This window comes from Sphingomonas sp. RS6, assembly GCF_054489705.1.
In genome coordinates this window covers 1-20,080 of the sequence record NZ_JBTMWM010000007.1, presented here as the reverse complement: position 1 = coordinate 20,080, position 20,080 = coordinate 1, and the positions used below count along the sequence as shown (strand labels likewise).

The 20,080-nt window shown below is 66.8% G+C and carries 20 protein-coding genes; 5 read left to right on the top strand and 15 right to left on the bottom strand.

Features of this window, described 5'->3' with window-relative positions:
• Position 1: 1 nt before the first annotated feature.
• Positions 2–1,225: a 5-aminolevulinate synthase gene (hemA, locus tag ACX40Y_RS13155; protein ID WP_459120024.1), complete on the top strand. Its 1,224-nt coding sequence runs from the start codon at positions 2–4 to the stop codon at positions 1,223–1,225.
• Between the two features lie 89 nt (positions 1,226–1,314).
• Here hemA and ACX40Y_RS13150 read toward each other — a convergent pair whose 3' ends face one another.
• The 11 genes from ACX40Y_RS13150 to ACX40Y_RS13100 all read right to left on the bottom strand — a co-directional run bounded on the left by ACX40Y_RS13150 (position 1,315) and on the right by ACX40Y_RS13100 (position 12,286).
• Positions 1,315–2,565 carry a DUF3422 domain-containing protein gene (locus ACX40Y_RS13150; RefSeq protein ID WP_459120023.1) on the bottom strand — a complete coding sequence of 417 codons (1,251 nt, stop codon included), beginning with the start codon at positions 2,563–2,565 and terminating at the stop codon, positions 1,315–1,317.
• Between the two features lie 61 nt (positions 2,566–2,626).
• Positions 2,627–3,730 carry a photosynthetic reaction center cytochrome PufC gene (pufC, locus tag ACX40Y_RS13145; RefSeq protein WP_459120022.1) on the bottom strand — a complete coding sequence of 368 codons (1,104 nt, stop codon included), beginning with the start codon at positions 3,728–3,730 and terminating at the stop codon, positions 2,627–2,629.
• Positions 3,727–4,701, bottom strand: a complete 975-nt coding sequence (gene pufM / locus ACX40Y_RS13140) for a photosynthetic reaction center subunit M (protein WP_459120021.1) — start codon at positions 4,699–4,701, stop codon at positions 3,727–3,729. Before pufM ends, pufC begins: the two co-directional genes overlap by 4 nt.
• Before the next feature lie 14 nt (positions 4,702–4,715).
• Positions 4,716–5,540 carry a photosynthetic reaction center subunit L gene (pufL, locus tag ACX40Y_RS13135; protein ID WP_459120020.1) on the bottom strand — a complete coding sequence of 275 codons (825 nt, stop codon included), beginning with the start codon at positions 5,538–5,540 and terminating at the stop codon, positions 4,716–4,718.
• Positions 5,541–5,664: 124 nt separating this feature from the next.
• Positions 5,665–5,844 carry a light-harvesting antenna LH1, alpha subunit gene (pufA, locus tag ACX40Y_RS13130; protein ID WP_459120019.1) on the bottom strand — a complete coding sequence of 60 codons (180 nt, stop codon included), beginning with the start codon at positions 5,842–5,844 and terminating at the stop codon, positions 5,665–5,667.
• Positions 5,845–5,889: 45 nt separating this feature from the next.
• Positions 5,890–6,045 carry a light-harvesting antenna LH1, beta subunit gene (gene pufB / locus ACX40Y_RS13125; RefSeq protein WP_459120018.1) on the bottom strand — a complete coding sequence of 52 codons (156 nt, stop codon included), beginning with the start codon at positions 6,043–6,045 and terminating at the stop codon, positions 5,890–5,892.
• Positions 6,046–6,201: 156 nt separating this feature from the next.
• On the bottom strand, positions 6,202–7,647 hold the full coding sequence (gene bchZ, locus ACX40Y_RS13120) for a chlorophyllide a reductase subunit Z (protein WP_459120017.1): 1,446 nt from the start codon (positions 7,645–7,647) through the stop codon (positions 6,202–6,204).
• Positions 7,644–9,158, bottom strand: a complete 1,515-nt coding sequence (gene bchY / locus ACX40Y_RS13115) for a chlorophyllide a reductase subunit Y (RefSeq protein WP_459120016.1) — start codon at positions 9,156–9,158, stop codon at positions 7,644–7,646. The genes bchZ and bchY overlap by 4 nt, the downstream gene beginning before the upstream one ends.
• Positions 9,159–9,160: 2 nt before the next feature.
• Entirely contained in the window at positions 9,161–10,138 is a 978-nt protein-coding gene (locus tag ACX40Y_RS13110) for a chlorophyllide a reductase iron protein subunit X (RefSeq protein WP_459120170.1), read from the bottom strand.
• 2 nt (positions 10,139–10,140) lie between these two features.
• The gene (gene bchC / locus ACX40Y_RS13105; RefSeq protein WP_459120015.1) at positions 10,141–11,067 is read right to left on the bottom strand and encodes a chlorophyll synthesis pathway protein BchC; all 927 of its coding nucleotides are present in this window, start codon (positions 11,065–11,067) and stop codon (positions 10,141–10,143) included.
• A 94-nt stretch (positions 11,068–11,161) separates the two neighbouring features.
• Positions 11,162–12,286 (bottom strand): methyltransferase, encoded by a 1,125-nt coding sequence (locus ACX40Y_RS13100; RefSeq protein ID WP_459120014.1) that lies wholly within the window; start codon positions 12,284–12,286, stop codon positions 11,162–11,164.
• A gap of 51 nt (positions 12,287–12,337) precedes the next feature.
• Here ACX40Y_RS13100 and crtD point away from each other — a divergent pair, with 51 nt between their 5' ends.
• Positions 12,338–13,891, top strand: coding sequence for a 1-hydroxycarotenoid 3,4-desaturase CrtD (gene crtD / locus ACX40Y_RS13095; RefSeq protein WP_459120013.1), 1,554 nt, complete (start codon positions 12,338–12,340; stop codon positions 13,889–13,891).
• Positions 13,819–14,724, top strand: a complete 906-nt coding sequence (locus tag ACX40Y_RS13090) for a hydratase (protein ID WP_459120012.1) — start codon at positions 13,819–13,821, stop codon at positions 14,722–14,724. Before crtD ends, ACX40Y_RS13090 begins: the two co-directional genes overlap by 73 nt.
• Before the next feature lie 4 nt (positions 14,725–14,728).
• On the opposite strand, the gene ACX40Y_RS13085 is transcribed toward ACX40Y_RS13090, so the two are convergent.
• The 4 genes from ACX40Y_RS13085 to ACX40Y_RS13070 are packed head-to-tail and all read right to left on the bottom strand — an operon-like array spanning position 14,729 to position 18,427.
• Positions 14,729–14,857 carry a hypothetical protein gene (locus ACX40Y_RS13085; RefSeq protein WP_459120011.1) on the bottom strand — a complete coding sequence of 43 codons (129 nt, stop codon included), beginning with the start codon at positions 14,855–14,857 and terminating at the stop codon, positions 14,729–14,731.
• Positions 14,857–15,732 carry an alpha/beta fold hydrolase BchO gene (gene bchO, locus ACX40Y_RS13080; RefSeq protein WP_459120010.1) on the bottom strand — a complete coding sequence of 292 codons (876 nt, stop codon included), beginning with the start codon at positions 15,730–15,732 and terminating at the stop codon, positions 14,857–14,859. Before bchO ends, ACX40Y_RS13085 begins: the two co-directional genes overlap by 1 nt.
• Positions 15,729–17,426, bottom strand: a complete 1,698-nt coding sequence (locus ACX40Y_RS13075) for a magnesium chelatase subunit D (protein WP_459120009.1) — start codon at positions 17,424–17,426, stop codon at positions 15,729–15,731. The genes bchO and ACX40Y_RS13075 overlap by 4 nt, the downstream gene beginning before the upstream one ends.
• Positions 17,423–18,427, bottom strand: a complete 1,005-nt coding sequence (locus tag ACX40Y_RS13070) for an ATP-binding protein (protein ID WP_459120008.1) — start codon at positions 18,425–18,427, stop codon at positions 17,423–17,425. The genes ACX40Y_RS13075 and ACX40Y_RS13070 overlap by 4 nt, the downstream gene beginning before the upstream one ends.
• A 51-nt stretch (positions 18,428–18,478) precedes the next feature.
• Here ACX40Y_RS13070 and ACX40Y_RS13065 point away from each other — a divergent pair, with 51 nt between their 5' ends.
• On the top strand, positions 18,479–18,949 hold the full coding sequence (locus tag ACX40Y_RS13065) for a TspO/MBR family protein (protein ID WP_459120007.1): 471 nt from the start codon (positions 18,479–18,481) through the stop codon (positions 18,947–18,949).
• A gap of 136 nt (positions 18,950–19,085) precedes the next feature.
• Positions 19,086–20,030, top strand: a complete 945-nt coding sequence (gene ispH / locus ACX40Y_RS13060; RefSeq protein WP_459120169.1) for a 4-hydroxy-3-methylbut-2-enyl diphosphate reductase — start codon at positions 19,086–19,088, stop codon at positions 20,028–20,030.
• Positions 20,031–20,080: the final 50 nt, after the last annotated feature.

Below are 20,080 nucleotides of genomic sequence, written 5' to 3'. Positions count from 1 at the left end.
AATGGACTATGAGGCTGTGTTCGCCGGACAGCTCGATCAGCTGCGGGAAGCGGGCAACTACCGCATCTTCGCCGAGATCGAACGCCAGGCCGGCCAATTCCCCCGCGCGAAACGCTGGACCCATGAGGGTCAGGTCGCGGACGTCACCGTCTGGTGCTCGAACGACTATCTCGGCATGGGCCAGCACCCGAAGGTGCTTTCGGCAATGCACGAAACGCTCGATCGCTGCGGCGCCGGCGCCGGCGGCACGCGCAACATTTCGGGCACCAATCACCAGCATGTGCTGCTGGAAGCCGAGCTGGCCGACCTGCACGGCAAGGAAGCCGCGCTGATCTTCACCTCGGGCTATGTCTCGAACTGGGCGGCGCTTTCGACGCTCGCGTCGCGGCTGCCGGACTGCGTCGTCCTCTCCGACGCGCTCAACCATGCCTCGATGATCGAAGGCATCCGCCACAGCCGCGCCGAGTGCAAGCGCTGGGCGCACAATGACGTTGCCGATCTCGATCGGCTGCTTTCCGAAGTGGCGCCTGGGCGGGCCAAGCTGGTGGCGTTCGAAAGCGTCTATTCGATGGACGGCGATATCGCACCGATCGCCGAGATCCTCGATGTGTGCGAAAGGCACGGCGCGCTGACCTATATCGACGAAGTCCACGCAGTCGGGCTTTACGGACCGCGCGGCGGCGGCATCGCCGAACGCGAAGGGCTGATGGATCGCATCGACGTGATCGAAGGCACGCTGGGCAAGGCCTTTGGCGTGATGGGCGGCTATATCGCTGCGTCGAAGAACCTGTGCGATTTCGTGCGCAGTTTCGCGAGCGGATTCATCTTCTCCACCGCACTGCCCCCGGCCGTCGCCGCCGGTGCCGCGGCCTCGATCCGGCATCTGAAGGAAAGCCAGATCGAACGATTGCGGCACCAGAACCGGGTAGCGTCCGTGCGGCGGCGGCTCGACGCGCTCGGCATTCCGCATCTCGACAATCCCAGCCACATCATTCCGGTGATGGTCGGCGATCCGCACCACGCAAAGATGATCAGCGACTGGCTGATGGCCAATCACGGCATCTATGTGCAGCCGATCAACTATCCGACCGTGCCCAAGGGAACCGAGCGGCTGCGCATCACGCCCTCGCCGGTGCACACCGATGGCGATGTCGACCGGCTCGTCACCGCGTTGAGCGAGATCTGGTCGCAATGCGCGCTGGCCCGGCAATCGGTGGCTGCCTGACCGGAGCGCCGCGAAGACGCTGCCCCCGCTTCGGCGGGGGTTGCGAATGGCCGCTCCAACCCTGAAATGCCTGCTGAAACCCGTGCGGGTTATTCGGCCAGGTGGCGCCGCACACGCCAAATCAGCAACGCCACCGCGCCGAGCACGATCGGCACCGCTGCCGCCATCGCGAGATCATGGCTGACGCCCGGCAGCGCGCCGAGAACATAATTGAGCAGCGCCACCAGATAATAGCTGATCGCGACGATCGACAGCCCTTCCACCGTCTGCTGGAGGCGCAGTTGCAACTGTGTGCGACGATTCATCGACGACAGCAGATCGCGGTTCTGCTTGGCGAGCGCGGTGTCGATCCGGGTGCGGAGCAGTTCGCTGGTCCACGACGCCCGCCGCGACAGATCGTCGAGCCGAGCCGAAAATGACTCGCACGTCCTCAGCGCTGGCATCAGGCGGCGCTCGGTAAAATCGGCCAATGTCTGATATCCGCGAACCGCATCGATACCGAGGCCCGCCAGCCGGTCGATGCTGAGCTGCCCATAGGCCCGGGTCGCGCTCATCCGGTATCGTGTCTCGGCCAGGAGCCGCGCAAGTTCGGCCGACAGGAAGCTGAGCTCGTCGAGCAGTTGGTCGTCCTCTGACGTCCGTTCCGACACGGCGTGCGTCAGTCCGGCAAGCCGCCCCTCCAGGCTTGTGACCGCCGGCGTCAGCCGCTGCGCGAGCGGCAAGCCGAGCAGCGCCATGTTTCGATAATTGCCCAGTTCCTGAAGCCGAAGCAGCAGCTGTGCCGGCTCGTCCCGCTCGAGGCCGCGATCATGGATCAGTAGGCGGCCGAACCCGTCATCATGCAGCCGGAAATCCGACGTCACCGTCGCCAGCCCAGCAGACACGTCGCAGACGATCAGCGCCTCGGACACGAACCAGCGATCGAGATCGGAAGGCGTCGGCGCCGGCTGGTCGGCGGCGACAAAGGCAATCTGCGTCGCGCGGATCACTTCGCCGGGCATGTCGGCAAGCATCTCGGCGCAAACCGGCTCGAACAGCGCGGGATCGAATGGCACCTCGAACGCACCGGGACACAACAGCGTATAGGTCACGAATTCGGTGTGCCGCTCCCAGACGAGCGTCATCCCCTTCAGGTCCAGGACGAGATAACGCGCCGATGGCGGCACGGGCCGTGCCGTTCCCGCCAGCGCCGCGATATGTGCGCCGGCGAAATCGGCCGCTCCCTCACCGAGGACCGTCACGAACTGGAGAAGGCGGCACGGCGCCGAGAAGCTCGGGAGCCGCCGGACGTGCATCTCTTCCGAGAGCGCAGCGCGCAGCGGATGGCTTCGGATCGTCACAGGCGGAAATCCGCGATCATGCAGATGGCGCCACCGGATCGGACGGTGGCGCCCACGCTGATCACTTCGTGCCGGTGGTCATCGCCGCCGGCCTGGCGAACGCCTCTGGCACCGCCTCCCCTGCCCCCGGCCCGCCGATCGGCACCGCCTTCGGCAGCGAGCCTTTGAGGATCGGCGCTTGCGAGATCATGCTCACCCCGCCAAGCGGCTTGGAAAGGCCCTGGTGGCAGGTTGCGCAATTCACCTTGTACGGATCGCCCCTCGGCCCCTTGCGGTTCGCCGGAAACACGCCTTGCAGCGGATCGACGTAATTCTCGTTGACGTCGCGGACCATGCGAATGCCGTAATAGGCGGTCGCACGCTGTGCGCTGCTCAGGTTCCACGCCCGGAACGACTGGCTGTTGTGGCAATAGGTGCAGTTGACGCCTAGCGCGGTGCTGACATGCATCATCAGCCCGTAGCTGCCTTCCGCATCCTTGATCGAAACCACGTGATCCGGCGAAGGATAGGCACTCGCGCTGGCCACGCGGATCTGCGCCTTTCCCTTCAGATAGGCGGCGAACGGATCATAGGGCAGCGAACTATAGCCGACGTTGATGTTCGGCGAATTCTGCCCGTGCCGGTTCCCCAGGATCGATCCCGGATGCGGCGTACCTTCGGCGAGCGCCCATTTGTTTTCGGGGACCGCATTGCCGCCATGGCAGGTGTAACAGGTGACCCCGGTGCCCTTCACATGGCTCGACCAGCGCGAATTGATCGTCTGTGTCATCTGCAACATGCGCCGCGCGACGATCTTGGTGTATTTCTCGTCCGAGGCCATGTTTTCGGGATTGTGGCAATAGCTGCAGCCTTCGGCCGGCGGCGCGATCCACTGGTTCATCTCGGCCATCAGATGGTCGAACCGGTCCTTGCTGAGGTCGGTCAGAACCTTGATGTTCTCATAGCTCTCGCCGGCGGTCGGCCCGCCGTCCGGCGGCAGCGGATAGGGCTCGGGTGGGATCGCCTTGGCCTTCGCGACCGTATCCAGGTCGACGATCTGCTCGATGGCGGCGCCGCGATAGCCGGTCTGCGTTGCCTGTTTCGGCCCCAGCTCGCAGGCGCCGAGCAGTAGGACGCAGATGCCGGCGGCCGCGCCAGCGGCGATGCTCTTCAACGAACGGCTCATTGCGGCGCTCCCGGCAGGGTGGCGGGGTCGATCACCCCGGTCCCAGGGTAACTCGGCGCGTACCCGTGCAGCACGGCCCAGAGATACCAGTTATCGACGACGGTTCCCGTCAGCAGGATGCCGATCGCGCCGGTCAGCGGCGTCAGAACGGCGAACCACCAGGCCCAGCGATGGATCGATTCCATCGTGGCGTTGAACCCCATCGTCCAGCGCCAGAACAGCGCGGCGCGCTCGGCCGCGGTGCCGCGATCCGTGATCTGTTCGATCTCGCGCTCGCCGCCATAGCGGCCGACGGCCAGGATCGTGGCGCCATGCATCGCGAACAGCAATGTGGAGCCATAGAGGAAGACGATCGAGAGGCAGTGGAACGGATTGTAGAACAGGTTGCCATAGCGGATCGAAAAAGCCGCCGTCCAGTCGAGGTGCGGGAAGAGGCCGAACGGCACCGCCTCCGCCCAGCTGCCCATCAGCATCGGCCGGATGAAGCCAAGTGTCACGATCAGCAGGATCGCCGCCGCGAACGCCCAGGCGACATGCGTTCCCATCCCCAGCGCACGAGCACGCCGATAGGTGCGAACCCACCACAGCACCAGCGAACTGACCATGAAGAAGCCGGCAAACTGCCACCAGCCGCCTTCGGCCAGCGGCACGAACAGCTGGAAGCCCCATTGCGGCCCCGGCGGCTCGAGCGCGAGCCACGGCAGTTGACGGGCGAACTGCACCGGATCCCAGTTCACCGACGCGAACATGTTCAGCCCGATGATCTCGAAGCTAAGGAACGCGCACATCAGCGAAGCGATGCCGAGCGGCCCGAGATAGATCGGCCCGATCTGCGCGGCACCGAGCTTGCCCGCCCAGTAATTGTAGAGGCCCCCGCCCGTGCGGGTGAACGAGCCGGCAGGCAGCGGCGGCCCCGTTTCGATCGGGCCGCGCAGCTGAACCTGGGTGAACATGTTCTGATAGCGAAGCATCGCGCGTCCCCCCTTCAAGACCAGATCGGCAGGTTGAGCCACCACGTCCACCATTCGGGCCAGCCGCGCGTCCACAGCGGTCCGGAAATGATGATGCAGATCGCGCTCCAGAAGCCGGCGGAAAGCGCCAGGAACAGTCCGAGGCGATGGATACCGAGCGTGCCGATCGAATAGCCGATCGTGTCGCGGAAAAAGGCGTCCTCATATTCAGGCGACTTGACCGCTTCGCCCTTGGCCGGATTGACCGCCGAGAGCACCAGCGCCCCATGGAACGCCAGCGCCCCCCCGGTTACGAAGAAGAAGCTCACCGCGATCATGTGCGCCGGATTGTAGTGGAAGTGCAGATACTGGTAGCCGGTGTTCGACACCCAATCGAGATGGCTGAAAATGCCATAGGGGAAGCCGAAGCCCCACGCCCCGAGCAACCAGGGACGGATCACGACCAGCGACACATAGGCAAAGATCGCGAAGCTGAAGGCGAAGGGCACGTGATAGCCCATGCCCAGCTTGCGGCAGATCTCCACCTGGCGCAGCGCCCATGATCCGAACGCGCCGATCGCGCAGATCGTGATGATCTGCCAGAAGCCCCCTTCGCGAAGCGGCGCGAGCCCCAGACCATAGCTGAGATCGGGCGGCGCGATGCTGATCAGCCACGGATTCCATGTCGGCCCCAGCGAGGCCGCATAGAGGATCAGGGCCGTGCCGAGCGTGGCCGTGATTGCTGCCGTGACACCGAAAAAGCCGACATAGAATGGACCAACCCAGAAATCGAAGAGGTCGCCGCCGATCAGCGTGCCCCCGCGTACCCGGTATTTTCGTTCGTAGCTCAACAGTGCCATGGCAAGTCTCCGTCCCCCGGCGGCACGCCAGGGATCGCCGCGTCAAACCAATTCGGACGAGTCCGAGGCGAACCCGGCGCCGTCCAACCGCGCCGGCACTCGGCCGACGCGGTGGCATCATCGCTCAGGTGCCGGGTTGCGCCGGCGCCATCGCAGCAGGTGCTGCCTGGCGCGGACCATCCAGCCAGTTGAACCTGTCGGTGCTGAGCAGGATGAAATGAATCAGCAATGCCAGCACGAACAGGAAGATAAACAACGCGACCAGCGCCCGGCGCGGATCGAATATCAGCCATAGTCTCCACATGACGTGGTACTCCCTAGTTATGGTCCAAGCTCAGATCCCGGCTCGTCAGAGCCAAGGCCGCCAGTTCCACACCAGTACGTGCGCGATGACCGCCACGACGGTGAAGACCAGGAAGCTGGTGATGAACAGCTTGTGGAACTCTTTCGCTTCTTCAGGAGTGAGGTAAGTTCCAGGCCCCATCCTGTCGTTTGGATCGCTCATTTCTCTACGTCTCCGTACTTTCCCAACGAGGGCAGGAGCGTGAAGCGCGCTCCCGGGCGGCATCCGCGCGGGCTGTCGTCCGCGTGGATCGGGTGCCCCGCATCGGCGATGCGGGCAGCGATGCTGCCGCGCACGAGCGGGAAAGACGGGCCGCGCTCACAGGCGTCGGCTTTCAGTGATAGCGAGGGTCAGGCGCTCCTTGCTGACCGAAGCCTCGCCCGCGCGGCGCGCGGCGCGCTCGGCAGCATCACGGATGCGCTTTGCCATCGAAATTCGGACCAGAACCGGTGCCTGATCCATGATCGCGTCGAATTCGGCCTTGGCCGCCTCGTCCCAGGTGACCTCGCGCTCGATCCGCGCAGGTGTCGCCTCGACCTTGTCGAGCTGGCCGGCGAGCGGAAGAATGTGAAACAGCGCGTCGAACAGGCCGTTGCACACTTCCTGGATCAGATAGGTCGCCCCGGCATAGCCCATGAACGGCGTACCCGTGTGGCGTCGGATGACGGCCCCCGGAAAGCTCGCGGGAATATAGACCCCGCGGCCGCCGGATTCGGCCATGTACATCCGCTCGTTCACGCTGCCGAACAGGATCAGCGGCGGATTGGTCGCCACCATCTCGCTGACCGCCTGATTGTCCGACTTCACCCCCGCGCATCGCGAAACCGCGAAGTTGCAGGGCAGCCCCATATCCTCTTCGAGGAATTTCCGGATGCCGCGCGCATAGGTGCTCGTCGCGACGATGCCGAAACTGGCGGTGCCGAAGAAGTCCTGCGTCACCGATCGCCACAGATCCCAGAGCGGCTTGATCGTCGTGTGCTTCTCCCGCCCGATGAACGGCTCGGGATCGAGCCCGGTGAGTTCGCCCAGCTTGCGGAGGAACAGCGTGGTCGATTCAAGCCCGATCGGCGCCTGAAGATACGGACGCTCCAGCGTCTCGCAGAGGCCGCGACCGAATTCGCGGTACATGCAGACATTAACCTGTGCGTGCGCCAGCTTGCCGACATCGGCCAGATGGCTGCCAAGCGGAAACACCATGCCCACCTCGGCGCCGATCCCTTCGATCAGGCGACGGATCTCGGCGAGATCGGACGGCATGTTGAAGGTGCCGTACATCGGCCCGATGATGTTCACCCGCGGCTTTTCGTTCGCGCGAACCGGGCGCGGCGCCGGCACCTTTTTCGGGCCGAACTGCGTCCACAGCCAGGTCAGCGCGCGATCGGCCGATTGCCACTGATCCTCGTCGATCGTCCTTGGCAGGAAGCGCTGGATATTGGTGCCTTCCGGCGTCACGCCGCCGCCGATCATCTCCGCGATCGAGCCGGTGACGACCACGGCCGGCAGATCGGGATCGAGCGTCGCCCAGGCGCGCTTCATCGCGCCTTCGGTCCCGTCGCGGCCCAGTTCCTGCTCGCTCAGCCCGGTGACGACGATTGGCAATTCGTGCGGCGGCAGCCCGTCCGTATAGTGGAGCACCGATGTGACCGGCAGATTCTCGCACCCGACCGGCCCGTCGATGATCACCTGCAACCCCTTGATCGCGGTGAACGCATAGACAGCGCCCCAATAGCCGCCCGCGCGGTCATGATCGAGGATCAGGGTCATGTGCCGATATGCCCTTCTGCCTTCGCGGCGGCGATCCGCCGGGCCGCGAACTTTGCCTTGAAGTCGCTTCGGTCAGCCGGTTTGTGCTCCCAGACGCCCGCTGTCTCACCGGCGCCGACGCCGGTGAAGAACGCCGTCATCCGATCAAACCGCTCGCGGTTGGCGAGTGCGGCGTTGATGACGGTCGCCAGGCTGCCCGCGCCCGCCACGCCCATCAGCGGGCGTGCCGAAATCAGATTGGTGAAATACAGCGCCGGAATCGCGCGTTGCTTGGCGTGCTGGACGACGGGCGTAGTGCCGATCGCGAGGTCGGGCTCGAACTCGTCGACGGCCGCAATGTCCTGTTCCAGCGTCGCGCGATACTGGACGCGGCAACCATGCGATTCCAGCCAGTCGCGATCCGCATCGGACCAGACCGTCCGCGGACAGGCCGTGCCGACATAGGGGACGCTCGCGCCGCTTTCGATCAGCAGCCGCGCAACCAGCAGTTCGGAACCTTCATAGCCCGATACGGTGATCCGGCCCTGGATCGGCTTCGCCGCCAGCGCACCGCGAATTGCCGGAATGAAACGGTTCTTTGATGCGTCGATCCGCGATTGCGCGACGCCGCACGCCTTGCCGATCGCATCGAGCCAAGCGGCGGCCCCGTCCGCGCCGACCGGGGCCGAGCCGACCACGGTTCGGCCCGCAGCCTCGAACTCGCGCACGCTGGCTGCGTAAAAAGGATGGATCGCGCCAACAACGGCACAATCGAGCGCCGCATACAGCTCGCGCCACTCGCGCGTGGGAACGACAGGCCCCGCCGCCAGCCCAAGCGGCTCCAGCATCAGCCCGATCCCGGGCGGGTCGGCCGGGAACATCTCGCCAAGCAGCGTTACCGTCGGCCGATCGGTGCGTTCGGCGGGCGCGGCCACGGCACCCTGCTCCGCCTCCTTGCGGGCATAGGCGAGCATCGCGCCGGCCAGCACATCCTTTGCCTCGGCATGGGTCGGCACGCCAAAGCCGGGTACGTCGATACCGATCACCCGGACGCCGTTGATCTGATCCGGCAGCAGTTGCAGCGGCACGCCGCTTGCCGTTGGCACGCACAAATTCGTGACCACGATCGTATCGTACCGCGCGGGATCGGCGAGATCGTGGACCGCGTCGCGAATGTCCTCGAACAGCTTTCCGGTGACCAGCGTCTCCGAATCGAAGGGCACATAGCCCACGCTTCGGCGCGCGCCGTAAAAATGCGCGGTGAAGGTGAGGCCGTAGACGCAGCAGGCCGAACCCGACAGCACGGTCGCGGTCCGCCGCATGCGCAGCCCGACCCGAAGCGAGCCGAACGCCGGGCACATCGATTGCGGCTGGTCGTGTGGCCCCATCGGATAATCGGCGGCATAGCGATCGAGCACCGCCGATTTGCCGGCCGCGACCGCCGCCGCCTGAAGCGTCGCCTTCGATCCGCACCCGCCCTCGGCGGCAAGGTCGATCCGATCGCGATCGCGGGAAGGAGCCTGCGTCGCCATCATCAAACCTCGTCGTACACGACTTCGAGGCTCGGCCGGGGCACATAGTCGGCGCCGCGCATATCGGCCTGGGTCGCCGGGCGAAGCGCGAAATCGGCGCCGGTGACATCGGCACTGAACAGCCCGAGCAAGCCATCCTGATCGAGTGGTGCCGGCCGCAGCGGCGGCGCGGCCGCGACGTTGCGCGCCAGCGTCTCGAACAGCGGCGCCCATTGGCCACCGGGCTTGCCGATGATCTGGTAATTCGCCGATTTCTTGCGGATATCCTCGTTCGCCGGGATCGCCGTCAGCACCGGAATGCCCACCGCCTCGGCAAAGGCATTCGCCTCCCCGGTGCCGTCATCCTTGTTGAGGATCATGCCCGCGACGCCGACATTGCCGCCCAGCTTGCGGAAATATTCGACTGCCTTGCAGACATTGTTGGCGACGTAGAGCGACTGGAGATCGTTCGACGCGACGACGATCACCTTCTGGCACATGTCGCGCGCGATCGGCAGGCCGAACCCGCCGCAAACCACATCACCCAGGAAATCGAGCAGGACATAGTCGAAGCCCCATTCGTGGAACCCCAGCTTCTCCAGCGTCTCGAAACCGTGAATGATGCCGCGTCCGCCGCAACCGCGGCCGACCTCCGGCCCGCCCAGCTCCATCGCGAACACGCCGTCGCGCTGGAAGCAGACATCCTCGATCCCGATCTCTTCGCCGGCGAGCTTCTTCTTCGCGCTCGTTTCGATGATCGTCGGTGTCGACTTGCCGCCGAACAACAGGCTGGTGGTGTCGCTCTTGGGATCGCAGCCGATCAGCAGCACGCGCTTGCCCTGCTGCGCCATCATGTAACTCAGATTGGCGAGCGCGAACGATTTGCCGCTGCCCCCCTTGCCATAGATGGCGATGATCTGCGTTTCCTTCGTCACCGGGCCGGTGGGCACCGGATCGGGTTCGAACGAGGCTTCCTCGCGCAGCGGCTCCGGGTCGAACATGCTCACATCATTCTCCAGTCGAGCACCATCTTGCGGCACGCAGGGTCGGTGAAGGCCTGCGGATAGGCTTCGGCGGCGTCCGCGGCCGGGCGCGCATGGGAGATGAGGCCGCCCAGATCGAGCAGGCCCGCATCGATCAGCGCCAGTGTCGCGGCGACGTCGGAAGGAGTGAATTCGGCGGCGATGCGCATCCGCGCCTCGCGCATGAAGGCCGGCGGGAAGGCGAAGGAAAGCCGGTCATAGAACCCGGCCAGAACCACCTGACCGCCCTTGCTCAGCCGCGGAAAGGCGAGATCGAGTGCATCGGCAGCGCCGCTGGCGTCGCATATCACGCCATAATCGCGCCGCGCGTCCTCAGCCGGATCGATGACCGGATAGTCGATGCCGTCACGCCGCTTCGGATCGGTTTCCCATACGGTCGGCGCGCCGCCGCCACTGCCCACAGCAATACGCGCGATCAGCCGACCGAGCACGCCGTGGCCCATAATCAGATCGGGAACGCCGCCGATCGCGATGGCATGATGCGCGGTGGCCGCCAGCGCGAGCAGAATGCCGTCGCGGCCAAGCGACTCACGGATCGGGATCGCCCGGGCTGCCGGCAGAACCACGCGGCGCGCGCTGCCACCAAACAGGCCCCGCGCATCGCGATAGCAGTTCGCACCCGGCACGAAGACCCATTCGCCGATCCTGGCCCGCGCGTCCGCGCCGGCATCGACCACGCGACCGATCGATTCATAACCGGGGACGAGCGGATACCCCATGCCGGGGAAGTTCGGCATCCGGCCGGTCCAGAGCAGCTTTTCGGTGCCCGATGAAATCCCGCTCCAATCGATCTCGACGCAGATGTCGGCGGGCGACATCGCGGTCAGCACCAGCGGGCGCAATGCCAGCTGTTCAGGTGCTTCCAAAATGATCGCCAGCGATTCCACCAAGCATCCCCTTCCATCGGGAGGCCTTCAGGGCATCCACCTAAGTAAACTGCGCTAGACTTCCATAGTTGTCAATAAGATTGGACAGTTGCAATTATCGCAGTCCAATCATCGCACTAGCGGTCAACGGCATGGCCGTGGCGAGTCGACGCGACTGGCGGAAGCCGGCCAGACGCAGCAACGTTGCGATTTCTGACGGCGAGCGGGCGCGGCCCGATCCCATTGCAAGCAGGTACATGCCGAAATAGGCGTCGCCGACTCGAGCGGCGCCATCGCTTCGCGCCATCGGCTCGGCGATGAACAGCCGTCCGCCGGGTGGGAGCGCGGCATGGATATTGCGCAACAACGCCAGCGCAGGCGCGTCGTCATGATCGTGCAGCACGCGGATCAGCGAGACGAGATCATAGCCGGCAGGCAGCGGATCGTTGAAAAAATCGCCGCCGAACACTGCGAGTCGGCCGGACAGTCCGGCGTGCTGGAGCCGGTTCGTGGCAAGCGCAGCGACGGCGGGCAGGTCGAAAAGCCCCAGTTCGAGCCCCGGCACCCGCGCCGACACCTGTTCGACGAAGACCCCCGCCCCGCCGCCAACGTCGAGCAGCCGGCGGTGACGGTGAAAGGGATAGCTGTCGATCGCCTGCGCCGCGACCATTGGCTGCGAACTCGCCATCAGCATTGAATAGGGGGCGACCGACTCGGCATCGCCGCACCCGGCAGACTCAGCATAGCGCCAGTGTCCCGAGAGCAGCCCCCCACCGCCACCACGCCGAAGCAGCGCCACCGGGTCGGCGAGATCAGCATAGAGCAGCGGATGATGTGCAACCATCTCGGCAATGCCGCGATTGCCGCGGAGCGCCGCGCCTGCACTGCCCAGCGCCCATTCCTCGCCGATCGGCTCGACGAGTTCGAGCGCCGCTGCCGCGCGAAGCAGCCGCTCGGCTCCCTCGCGCGGCAGATCGACTCGCCTGGCGATCGTCGCGGTATCGCTTGGTCCCTCGGCCAGAATGTCGAGCAGCTTGAGCTGCACGCAGGCGAGCAGAATCTGCGAATAGACAAAGCCCGCCACCAGATCGAAAATCCCGCTCGCACGGCGCCGCGCGACCGATCTGGTGAGGATGGAGTGGCTGGCGAAGCGTTGAAAGCGAGGCGACGAGAGCACCCGGTTCCGCAACCCGATCCAGAGCCGCCGCCATCGCGATTTTCTACTGTTTGACGTTTTCATGTGTCCAATTGTGTTGACATATGCTAGGATCGTCAATCGGGAGGTAGCGGAATGCCGGGCGAACCCATCGTCGTGATCGGCGCAGGCGTCGGCGGGCTGGCAAGCGCCGCGATCCTTGCCGCGCGCGGCTGCGACGTGACCGTCGTCGAAGCTACGGCCGGACCCGGCGGCAAGCTGCGTGCGGTAAGCGCAGACGGTGTCGATATCGACGGTGGTCCCACCGTGTTCACGATGCGCAGCGTGTTCGACGATCTGTTCGATGCCTGTGGCGGATCGCTCGACGACGGCCTGTCGATCCGGCCGGCGACGACGCTCGCCCGCCATGCCTGGGGCGATGCGCGGCTCGATCTGTTCGCCGATCCGGCGGCCAGCGAGGCGGCGATCGGGGACTTTGCCGGCGCCGTTGAGGCGCGCGGCTATCGCCGGTTCCGCCGCGAGGCGAAGCGGCTGTTCGACGCGCTCGAAGGCCCGTTCCTGCGCGATACCAAGACAGATCCGATCACGCTGGGCTTTCGTATGGGCGTGCGCGGCTTTGGCGACTATCTCCACCTTCGCGCCTATGGTTCGATGTGGCGCGCGATCGGCGGCTATTTCCGCGACCCGCGGCTGCGCCAGCTGTTCGGCCGCTATGCCACCTATTGCGGCTCCTCGCCCTTTCGCTGCCCGGCCACGCTGATGCTGATCGCCCATGTCGAGGCCAGCGGCGTTTGGCTGATCGATGGCGGCATGCACCGCCTGGCGCATGCGATGGCGGCGCTTGGCCAGCGGAACGGCGCGCGGTTCCGATATGGCGAAGCGGTCTGCACGATCGATATTGCCCAGGGGCGCGCATCGGGCGTCACCCTGGCGAATGGCGAGCGCATCGCTGCGGGTGCCGTGGTCTGCAATGCCGATCCGGCGGCGATCGGCGCCGGCCGGCTGGGCGCGGCAGCCCAGCGCGCGGTGGCGCCGGTCCCGCCCGCCCGCCGCTCGCTGAGCGCGATGGTGTGGACCGCGCATGCCGCCACCGGCGGCTTTCCGCTCGAGCGCCACAATGTGTTCTTTTCGGCCGACTATGCGCGCGAATTCGCCGCGCTTGCCGCCGGCCGGCTCGCCGATGCGCCCAGCGTCTATCTCTGCGCCCAGGAGCGCGGCACCGCCCAGGGGGCGCCGCAGGGTCGCGAGCGTATCCAGATCATCGTCAACGCGCCCGCCAACGGGGACGGCGCGGACTTCACGCCAGCGGAGATCGAGACATGCAGGTTGCGGATGCTGGACAGCGTATCGCGGGCGGGGCTTTCGCTCGATCTGGGGAACGGCGCGGTGCTGACGACGCCGAGCGCGTTCGAGCGCCTGTTTCCGTCGACGGGTGGAGCCCTTTATGGACCGGCCTCGCACGGGTGGGCGGCCTCCTTCCGCCGCCAGGGCAGCCGGACACGGATCCCTGGGCTCTACTGCGCGGGCGGGAGCACGCACCCCGGCGCTGGCGTGCCGATGGCGGCGCTTTCCGGCCGGCTAGCCGCCGAATGCTTGCTCAAGGACCTCGCTTCGACGTGGCGGTCGCAGCGGACGGCTATGCCTGGTGGTATGTCGACGCGACGAGCGCAGACGGCTCGCACGGCCTGACGATCATCGCCTTTATCGGCAGCGTCTTTTCCCCCTATTACAAGCTTTCGGGCCGCGCCCGGCCGGACAATCACTGCGCGATCAACGTTTCGCTGAACGGGCCGCGGCGATCGGCCTGGGCGATGACCGAGCGGTCGGCGCGCCGCGTCGATCGCGGCCGCGACCATTTCAGCGTTGGTCCGAGCACGATCCGCTGGGACGGCGACACGCTGGTGATCGAAATCGACGAGATCTCGGCGCCCCTGCCTTACCGCGTTCGGGGCACGGTGCGCGTCCATCCGGAAATGATCGCGACCACGGCCTTCGCGCTGGATTCCGCCGGCCGGCATCGCTGGCACCCGGTGGCGCCGCGCGCGCAGATAGAGGTTGAGATGACGCATCCCGGCACGCGTTGGCGCGGCACCGGCTATTTCGATTCGAACTTCGGTGACGAACCGCTGGAGACGGGCTTCAACGATTGGCACTGGTCGCGCGCGCACCTGAAGAACGACGTCGCCGTGCTGTACGAAGGGCGGCGGCGCGACGGCACGCCGTTCGATCTCGCGCTCAAGGTCGATCGCCAGGGGCGCTGGCACGATATGGTGCAGCCCGCGCCCGCGCGCCTGGCGCGCAGCGGATGGCTGGTCGAACGGGCGACCAGAGCCGATGCCGGGCACCGGCCGCGCATCCTCAAGACCTGGATCGACGCGCCATTCTATGCACGATCCGCGCTGTCGACGCGGCTGTTTGGCGAGGATGTGCAGGCGGTGCACGAAAGCCTGTCGCTCGGCCGCTTCCGCTCGCCGATCGTGCTCTCGATGCTGCCTTACCGGATGCCCCGCGCCTTCTGGTGACGAGTCAAAGCTCTTCGGGTGGCTTTCGGTCCTCGGCGATCTCGCGGTTCACCGAAATGAGCTGCCAGATGCCGAATGCCAGCGCAGGAATGCCTGCGATGGCAAGATCGAGCAGGCTGAGATAGCGGTCCATCATCGTGCCTCCACCATTGCCCTGATGCGCTGGGCGGTCTCTATCGGACGCTCTTCATGCGCGAGGTGCCCAAGCCCCGGCAATATGGTCAGCCGGCCACCGGGAACCAGCGCTACCGCCGCCCGCGCCCGATCGATCGGTATCGCCCGATCGCGGTCACCATGCAGCAGCCGCAACGGCGTATGAAGGCGGGGAAGATCGCGGGCCAGCGCGTCGAGGTCCCAATCCGCCATCATCGCGATCGCGCCGGCGCAGTGGGCAGGCGTTGCGAACAGGCGCGTGTAGCAATCGAGGCCGACATCATCGATCCGCGAGCCGGTGCTGCGCAGCAGGAAACGGGCTGTCTCGCCACCACCCCGCGCAAAGCCGGCAAACAGATGCGGCGCGAACGGATTGACGAACAGCAAGCGGGCCAGCGTCGGGAACAGCGCGGCGGCAGCGCCAGGAAACGGAAGCAGCGCCGCGCCGAGCCCGACGATCAGCTCGGGCACGGCGAGATGGTCGAGCGCCATTCGCGCCGCAATCGCCGCGCCGGCCGAATGCGCGACGATGAATTGGGGCGGCTGGGCCAGCACGCGCATCAGCTCGCTTGTCGCACGGGCCATCGCCGTCATCGTCATGCCGTCGCGCGGGCGGCCTCGGGTGAAGCCGTGCCCCGGCAAATCGGGTGCGACGACCGTGAATCCCTCGGCAAGCAGCGGCGCCAGATCGCGCCAGCTGTGCGTGGCGGCGCCGGTGCCGTGCAGCAACAGCAACACCGGCCCTTCGCCGAGGCGCTGGACGTGCCAGCACAACCCGGCTGCTTCGACAAACTGGCTGTGCGTGCGATTGGGCCAGTCGCGGCCCTCGACCGACCAGCGCGGGGCGTCGCTCACCCGCGCTGCACGGCGCTGATCGCCGCGTGCATCGTGGCGGCGTCGGCGCGCGGCAAGGACAGGTAACGGGCGCGCATCGCCGCCGCCAGCGCAGCGCCTTCTGGGCGAGGACGCACCGAAATGTCGACGAACGCGGCGGCGATTCCGGCCGCGGCGATGGCCCTGGCGGCGGCAGCGGCATCGGCCTCGGCGGCGGCACGCACCGCACCGCCATCGGCCGCGATATTGGCGCGGCCATCGGTGAGCACCACGACGAACGGCGTGCGCCCGCGCGCCCTCGCCGCTTCCGCCAGTTCGCGCGCGGCCTGCAGCCCCGCCGCCAGCGGCGTCCCGCCCCCGCCCGGCAGTTCGGCCAGCGAGCGGCGGGCGCGCGTGAGCGATCGCGTCGGCGGCAGTACCAGGTCGGCCGCCGTGCCGCGAAACGCCACTAGCGCGACCTGCGCGCGCTTCACATAGGCTTCGGCGAGCAGCAGCTCGACCGCGCCCTTCGCCTCGGCGAGCCGCGCGAGCGCGGACGAACCCGATGCATCGACCGCAAAGATCGTCAGCGCCTCGGCGCGCGTTTCGAACCGGCGGATGCGCAGGTCGTCGCGGCGCACGAGAATCCGGCCGTCGCGGCCGCGCAGCCGTTGCCACGGCGCCGCGGCGCGCAGCGTGTCGATCAGGCTCAGCCGCCGGCCACCGCCGGGCGCCCCCGAGCGCGTACCGATGGGGCGCCCACGCTCGGGCGATTTGCGGCGCTCGCCGGCGCCGCCGCCCTTGATCGATCGCGCACGGCGTGCCCCGCCCTCGCCGATCCGCGCCAGCACATCGGGCGGCAGAGCCGCAAGCGCAGCGGCCAGCACCCTGTCCTCGATCCGGCCGGTCTCGCCGCTGGGTTGCTCGCCGGATGAAGGCGGGGATGGTTCGGATTCCGTCGCCTCCGCCGGCTCGGAGTCCGCCGGTCCCGGCAGCCGGGTCGCACGCGGGGCGAGCACAAGCCGCGCGGCCAGCGTGACATCCTCTTCGTTGACGGTGGCCCGCCCGGCAAGCTGCGCCGCCGCCCGCGCCGCCCGAAGAGCGAAGATCGGTGCGCGCGCCGAGTCGATGCCCAGAGCCGCCGCTGCCGAAACCAGCGCGTCGAACACGAAGGGCGGCACCGCCGGCAGTTGCGCCGCCGGCGCCACCGCCATTGGGGGCAGTTCGTCCGCGCGACTAGCCGACAGGTCGACATGGAACGCTGTTCGCTCGAACAGCGATGCCGGCGCGCGCTCGTCCTCACCGATGCCGTCATCGAATGCAACGAGCACAAAGCGGGTCGCGCTGCGCAGCGCGACGCCGTCTCGCTCGGCCGTCAGGGCTCCGCTGTCGAGCACCGCGGCGAGCCGCCCGGCCAACGCGTCGCCCGCCCGCTCCGCCACCGGCAGGACGACGATTCCGCCATCCGCTTCGGCCAGCAGCCCGATCCGCGAGACGGCCCTTCCGCTCGCCAGCGTCGCCGTCAGGTCGACGCCACCGAGCAGTCGTTCGTCGTCGATATGCGGCGGCACGCGCCGTATCGGCGCGCCGGTGGGCAGCGCGGCCGCCAGTTGCGCCACGATCGCGTCGCGCAATTCGCCCCCGCCGCGCAGGACCATGCCGCCAAGGCCGGGGTCGATCGCGCAAAGTCGGGCGGCGATGCAGGCCTCAGCCAGCGCGTCGCCCGACGCGGTCACGCCGCCGCGACTCTGCCAACCGGCCGGATCGTCGCGGGCTCGTCGAGTTCCGCCAGCGCGCGCTCGATCCGCACCGTCGATCCGGTTTCGTCGAGCACGTTGCGGCGCAGGCGATGCCTCAGCGCCAGCGGCGCCACCCGGCGGACATGATCGGTCGTGGCCGCCTCCGCGCCGTCCAGCGCCGCCAGCGCCCGCGCCGCGCGCATCAGCGTCAGTTCGCCGCGCAGGCCATCCGCGCCAACCGCCATGCACAGGCGCGAAGCGAACGCGAGCACATCGTCGGACATCGTAATGTCAGCCAGTGCCGCCCGTCCGGCGGCGATCCGCTTGAGCGTTTTCCGCTCGGCCTTGCGCCACGCATCTGCGAAGCCGGCCGGGTCACGCTCGAATGCATCGCAGCGGCGCAGGATTTCGACACGCTGGTCGAGCGCCTGTGGCGTGCGCACTTCGACCGAGAGCCCAAACCGATCGAGCAGTTGCGGGCGCAATTCGCCCTCTTCCGGGTTGCCGCTGCCGACGAGCACGAATCGCGCCGGATGCCGCACGCTCAGCCCTTCGCGCTCGACAACATTCTCGCCCGACGCGGCGACGTCGAGCAACAGGTCGACGATATGGTCCTCCAGCAGGTTGATCTCGTCGATGTAGAGGAAACCGCCATGCGCACGCGCCAATAGCCCCGGCTCGAACGCCTTGATGCCGGCGCTCAGCGCGCGCTCAAGGTCCAGCGCGCCGACCACGCGATCCTCGGTGGCCCCCAGCGGGAGATCGACAAAGGGCACCGGCACATTGCCCTTTCGCGGCGTGCCATCCTGATAGCCGGCCGCGCTCGCCGGCACAGGCGGCAACAGTCCGGCGAGCGCGCGCACCGCTGTCGATTTGCCGGTGCCGCGGTCTCCGAACACCATCACCCCGCCGATTCGCGCATCGACCGCGGCGATCAGCAGGGCCGCCTTCATCTCGTCCTGGCCGACGATCGCGGAAAAGGGGAACGACACGCGCACTCACACGCTGTAACACGGAGTTGACACTCTACAAACACGGACACGACATTGATGTGGACACCGATCATCATTTCCGCCGGGGTGGCGATCTTCCTCGGCGTGTTCGGTGGGCTGATGACCCCGATCGGGCCGTGGTACCGCAACCTCAAAAAGCCGTCGCTGCAGCCGCCCGACTGGCTGTTCGGGCCTGCATGGACGATCATTCTGGGTCTGGCGGCCTGGTCGGCGGTCACCGCGTGGAATTCGGCGCCTGATTCGGCCGCGCGCACCGATGTCGTCATCCTGTTCGCCACCAACGCGGTATTTCATGCGCTGTGGAGCCCGTTGTTCTTTCGCGCAAAGCGGCCCGATTGGGCGCTGGTCGAAGTGGTATTTCTCTGGGCGTCGCTGGTCGCACTTGTTGTCGGGTTGTGGCCGATTTCGCCGTTCGCGAGCCTGTTGATCCTGCCCTATCTGTTATGGGTCAGCTTTGCCGCATGGCTCAACAGCGCGATCGTCAGGCTCAATCGTCCCTTCGCCTGAACGACAGGTTCGAAGAAATTTCCAAGCTGTCCCGATAGACGAATTCCCAAAGCCGCCAATAGAGGATATGTCCAACATTGTGGACAGTCGACAGGAGAGCATCGGGCAACAACGCGGCGATGATGCTGAGCTTCAGCTGCACGTCGTTCTTGCCAAGCCACGCGGATTTTGTGCGGGGGTCGTGCGAGCTATCGACATCGTCGAGCGGGCGCTCGCCCAGTCGGACGAGCCGGTCTATGTCCGGCACGAAATCGTCCATAATCGTCACGTGGTCGACGCCCTGCGGCGCAAGGGCGCCATCTTCGTCGACGAGCTGTCGGAGGTTCCGCCCGGTGCGCTGACGATCTTCAGCGCGCACGGCGTCGCCCGGTCGGTCGAGCAGGAGGCAGCGCGGCGCCGCCTGCCCGTCATCGACGCCACTTGCCCGCTGGTCACCAAGGTGCATCTTCAGGGCCGCCGATATGCGCGGTCGGGGCGCACGCTGGTGCTGATCGGCCACCGCGGCCATGCCGAGGTCGACGGCACGATCGGCCAGGTCGATGCACCGGTCCATCTGGTGGCAAGCGCCAAAGCCGTCGCAACGCTGCCGATCAAGCCTGACACGCCGATTGCCTATATCACCCAGACGACGCTGAGCGTCGACGACACCCGCGCTATCATCGCAGCGCTGCACGCCAGGTTCAGCGATGTGATCGGCCCGGACGTCTCCGAGATTTGCTATGCGACGCAGAACCGCCAGAGCGCGGTGCGCGATCTGGCGCGGATCAGCGATCTGCTGATCGTCGTCGGGGCGGCGAACAGTTCGAACTCCAATCGCCTTCGCGAAATCGGATCGGAAATGGGGGTCTACAGCCATCTCGTCGATAATGCCGACGGCCTTGATCCGGCATGGCTGGAAGGCGTGCGCACCGTGGGGATCACCGCGGGGGCATCGGCACCCGACGTCATCGTCGACGGCCTCGTCTCCGCCCTTGCCCGGATCAGGCCGGTGGTCGTGTCCGAACTCGGGGGCGTCGAGGAGAATATCGAATTTACCCTGCCCGCCGGACTGCGGCTGGGACGCCAAAGAACGCCCGCCTGACGCGCGCGCCCATCGATGGAAGACATCCAATGATAGAAACGGTGCCGACG